Raw genomic sequence first — 3,861 nt, forward strand, 5'->3', positions numbered from 1 at the left:
TCGCAAGCCCTTCACCGTGGACGAGGTGCTGAACGCGCGGCTGATCGCCTGGCCGCTGACGCTGCCGATGTGCTCGCCGATCAGCGATGGCGCGGCGGCGGCGGTCGTGGTGAGCGCGCGCAAGGCGCGGGAACTGGGGCTTGGGCGCGCCGTCAAGGTCCGCGCGATCCGGCTGGGCAACGGCGGGCGGCGCGCGCCCGACGACCTGGAGGCGCATATCTCGCGCCGCACGGCGCTCGCGGCCTACGAGGCCGCGGGGCTGGGCCCCGGGGACGTGGACGTGGCCGAATGCCACGACGCCACCGCCTTCGGCGAAATCCAGCAGACCGAGCTTCTGGGCTTCTGCGGGATCGGCGGAGGCGGGCCGCTGGCGGAGAGCGGGGCGACCGCGCTGGGCGGGCGCATCCCGTTCAACCCCTCGGGCGGGCTCGAATCGCGGGGCCATCCTATCGGCGCCACGGGGCTGGCGCAGATCCACGAACTGGTCACGCAGCTGCGCGGCGAGGCCGGGCCGCGCCAGGTGGACGGCGCGCGCATCGCGCTGGCCGAGAACGGCGGCGGGCTGATGGGGGTCGAGGAGGCCGCCGTCTCCATCGCGCTGCTGGAGCGGGCATGAGCGCGGGCCGGGCCGCGGCGTTGCCCGGGGTGTTCTTGCCATCCCGGGCACCATTGCCCGGCAGCCTCTCGTCGGGGACTCACGCCCTGCTTCCGGGAGGCCGGACCGCGCCTCTGCGCGGGGCGCGCGCGGCATCTGCCGGCGTCGCGAGGGGCGCCTCGCAGGCGCTCGTCGGGCCTTCCGGCCCTCCTCGCGAGGACGTCCGCAAGGGCGGACGAGCGGCCCGCGCGGCGCGGGGCGGACGCAGGGGCGATGCCGCCCGGAGCGCGGCATGACCCTCGCTCTCCTGCTCGACACCGCGGCGCGGCGCTGGGGCGACCGGCCAGCGGTTTCGGTGGGGGCCGCGGTTCGGCTCGACTATGCCGGGTTCGCGGAGCGGGCGGCGCGGCTGGCGGGCGGCATGGCGGCGACGGGGCTCCGGCCCGGCGACCGCGTGCTGCTGGCGATGCACAACAACGCCGACTACCTGCCGCTGATGTTCGCCTGCTGGTGGGGTGGCTTCGCCGCCGTTCCCGCGAACGCGCGGCTGCACCCGTCCGAGATCGGCTTCATCGGGCAGGACGCCGGCGCGGCGCTGGGTTTCGTGTCGGAGGATCTGGCCGAGGGGGTCGCGGCGGAACTCGCCTGCCCGGTGCTGGTGCAGGGCGGCGCCGAGGCCGCGCGGCTGGCGCAGGCCGACCCGCTGCCGCGGCATGCCGCCGGGCCGGAGGACCTTGCCTGGATCTTCTACACCTCCGGCACGACCGGCCGGCCCAAGGGCGCGATGCTCAGCCACCGAAACCTGACCGCGATGGCGGTGGCCTATCTGGCCGATGTGGATCATCTGAGCCCGCGCGATGCGCTCCTGCACCTGGCGGCGACCAGCCACGCCTCGGGGCTCTTCGCGCTGTCCTTCGTGGCCAAGGGGGCCAACAACATCCTGCCCGAGGCGGGCGGCTACGATGCCGAAGAGATGGCCGCGACCCTGCGGCGCGAGGAAAGCCTGACCTTTTTCGCGCCCTCGGTGCTTCTGCGCCGCATGGCGGCGGACGGGCCGGTGCGGGAGGCGCCGCTGGACGGCCTGCGCACGATCCTGACCGGGGCGGGACCGATCCATGCCGAGGACATCCGCCTCTTCCTCGACGTCTTCGGTCCGCGGCTCTGGAACGGCTACGGGCAGGGCGAGAGCCCCTGCACGATCACCGCGATCGACAAGGCGACGCTGTGGGAGGTGCACCGCAACGGCCCGGCGGAGCGGCTGACCAGCGTCGGCTGGGCGCGCACCGGAATCGACGTGCGGGTGGCGGACGCGCAGGGCCGTGCCGTGCCCCCGGGCGAGAGCGGCGAGGTGCTTGTGCGCGGCGATACCGTCATGTCCGGATACCTGAACCGCCCCGAGGCGACGGCAGAGGCGCTGCGCCACGGCTGGCTGCATACCGGCGACATGGGGCGCATGGACGCGCAGGGCTTCCTGCACCTGCTCGACCGCAGGAAGGACATGATCGTCTCGGGCGGCATGAACGTCTACGCCCGCGAGGTGGAGGAGGTGCTGCGCGGCCATCCGAACGTGGCCGAGGCGGCGGTGATCGGTCTGCCCGACGCGGAATGGGGTGAGACGGTCTGCGCGGTGATCATGCCCGATGGTCATGCGCCGTCGCCTGACGATCTGGACGCGCTCTGCCTCTCGCGCCTCGCCCGGTTCAAGCGGCCGAAGCGGTACGAGATCGTGCAAGCCCTTCCGAAGAACAGCGCCGGCAAGGTGCTCAAGACGGACCTGCGCGCACGCTTTGGCGAACCCGCCGGATGACCCGGTAGAATTGTTCTACAACTTTGTAGATCAAGATTGACAGAGGGAAGCCGAGTCACCAATCTGGCCGCAGATCGGCTGGGGAGAGCCGGCAGAGGGAGGAGAACATGGCCAAGCTCTACGTGGATTCCGACAAGTTCGGGTCCAACTCGGCATCGCCAACGGTCGATGCCTTCCATGGCGCGATCAAGGACATCGTGCGCCGCAAACTCGACGAGTCCGGTCACTCCTGGGACAAGTTCGTGTTCGATTCGTCCTACGACCTGATCACCGCCGAGGACATGGCGCAGGTCGAGAAGCTGCTCGTGGACGCCGGTCACAAGTTCGACTGGTCGGCGGCGATCTCGCCCCAGGAGCGTCCCGAGATCTACAAGCCTGCGGAGGGGGTCAGCGAGGCGGACATCGCCGACTTCTCCTTCGAGCACGAGGAGGCCATCGTCGCGGACGCCGACGCGGAGGGCCGCGAGCAGCGCGGGCAGGGCGATAACGTCGCCCGCTATCCGGAGGCCTGCACAGGCACCGCGCGCTACATCCGGTCGCCGACGCTCGTCCTGAAGTATCTCGAGGCAGGCGTGCCGCCGGACACCATCGCGGTCATCGACGACTCCGGCGGCACGCTGACCGCGCCGATCCTCGAGCAGTTCAAGGGCGTGATCTGCGCGGGCGGCTCGACGCGCTCGCACCTGGGCATCCTGACGCGCGAATACGGCGTGCCCTGCCTGATGAACGCCAAGATCAGCGGCATCAAGGAGGGCGACACGGTGATGATCGAATGCACCGCCGACCCCAAGACGGCCGCGGACTATCAGAAGAACGTCGAGCGCACGGCCAGGGTCTGGCGCCTGAAGAAGGCGGACTGAACCGCACGGGGGAACGCCGGCCCAGGGAGGAAACCATGCCGAACACCACGATCAATTACGCCCAGCTGCTCGAGACCAACAATCTCATGCAGATCACCACGGACGAGACCTACTGGCTCTGCGTCACCCGCACGGTGCAGGAGTCCAAGCTCTTTCCGGTCCCGTCCTACATGATGCTCAGCTACCTGATGGCCTACTACCGCTATCCCTCGCTTCTGCGGAAGATCGAAGGGCGGATGTCGGCCGAGGAGGTGGGCGACCGCGCCCGCAACATGGGGATGAAGATCCAGAACCCGGCGATGGGCTGGGCGCTGCCGGGCTTCTACCTGCTGGGCCGCGAGTGGCTGATCAACATGGGTCTGCTGCGCCCCACCGACGCCATCGAGGACCTGATCTACGTGATGGATTTCTGGAAGCGGTTCCAGCTCTCCTATCACCGCAACGACGGCCACCGCACGAACAAGGAGTTCGGCCACCGCAACCAGGCGATGCCCGAGCGGCGGCTGCAGGTGTTCCACGCCGACATGTACGACTGCGAACAGGGCGACGAGCTGCACGAGGCGGCGCAGTCCTTCATGGCCACCGTCTCGCAGTACGGC

Annotated in this window: 4 protein-coding genes; all 4 read left to right on the forward strand. The window is 70.2% G+C overall.

Annotated features, from left to right (window positions below):
* A partial coding sequence (locus ACESL7_RS13970; RefSeq protein ID WP_372893916.1) for a thiolase family protein occupies positions 1-616 on the forward strand: 616 nt, incomplete at its 5' end.
* Between the two features lie 271 nt (positions 617-887).
* Positions 888-2,402: a class I adenylate-forming enzyme family protein gene (locus ACESL7_RS13975; protein ID WP_372893917.1), complete on the forward strand. Its 1,515-nt coding sequence runs from the start codon at positions 888-890 to the stop codon at positions 2,400-2,402.
* 107 nt (positions 2,403-2,509) lie between these two features.
* A complete protein-coding gene (locus ACESL7_RS13980) occupies positions 2,510-3,262 on the forward strand; it encodes a PEP-utilizing enzyme (protein ID WP_372893918.1) in 753 nt (250 codons plus the stop codon).
* A 35-nt stretch (positions 3,263-3,297) separates the two neighbouring features.
* A partial coding sequence (locus ACESL7_RS13985; RefSeq protein WP_372893919.1) for a hypothetical protein occupies positions 3,298-3,861 on the forward strand: 564 nt, incomplete at its 3' end.

Source organism: Rhodosalinus sp., assembly GCF_041685465.1.
GTDB lineage: Bacteria > Pseudomonadota > Alphaproteobacteria > Rhodobacterales > Rhodobacteraceae > Rhodosalinus.

Coding starts and splice junctions, on each gene's coding strand:
- ACESL7_RS13980 (WP_372893918.1), top strand. CDS start 2,510: ATGGCCAAGCTCTACGTGGATTCCGACAAGTTCGGGTCCAACTCGGCA.
- ACESL7_RS13975 (WP_372893917.1), top strand. CDS start 888: ATGACCCTCGCTCTCCTGCTCGACACCGCGGCGCGGCGCTGGGGCGAC.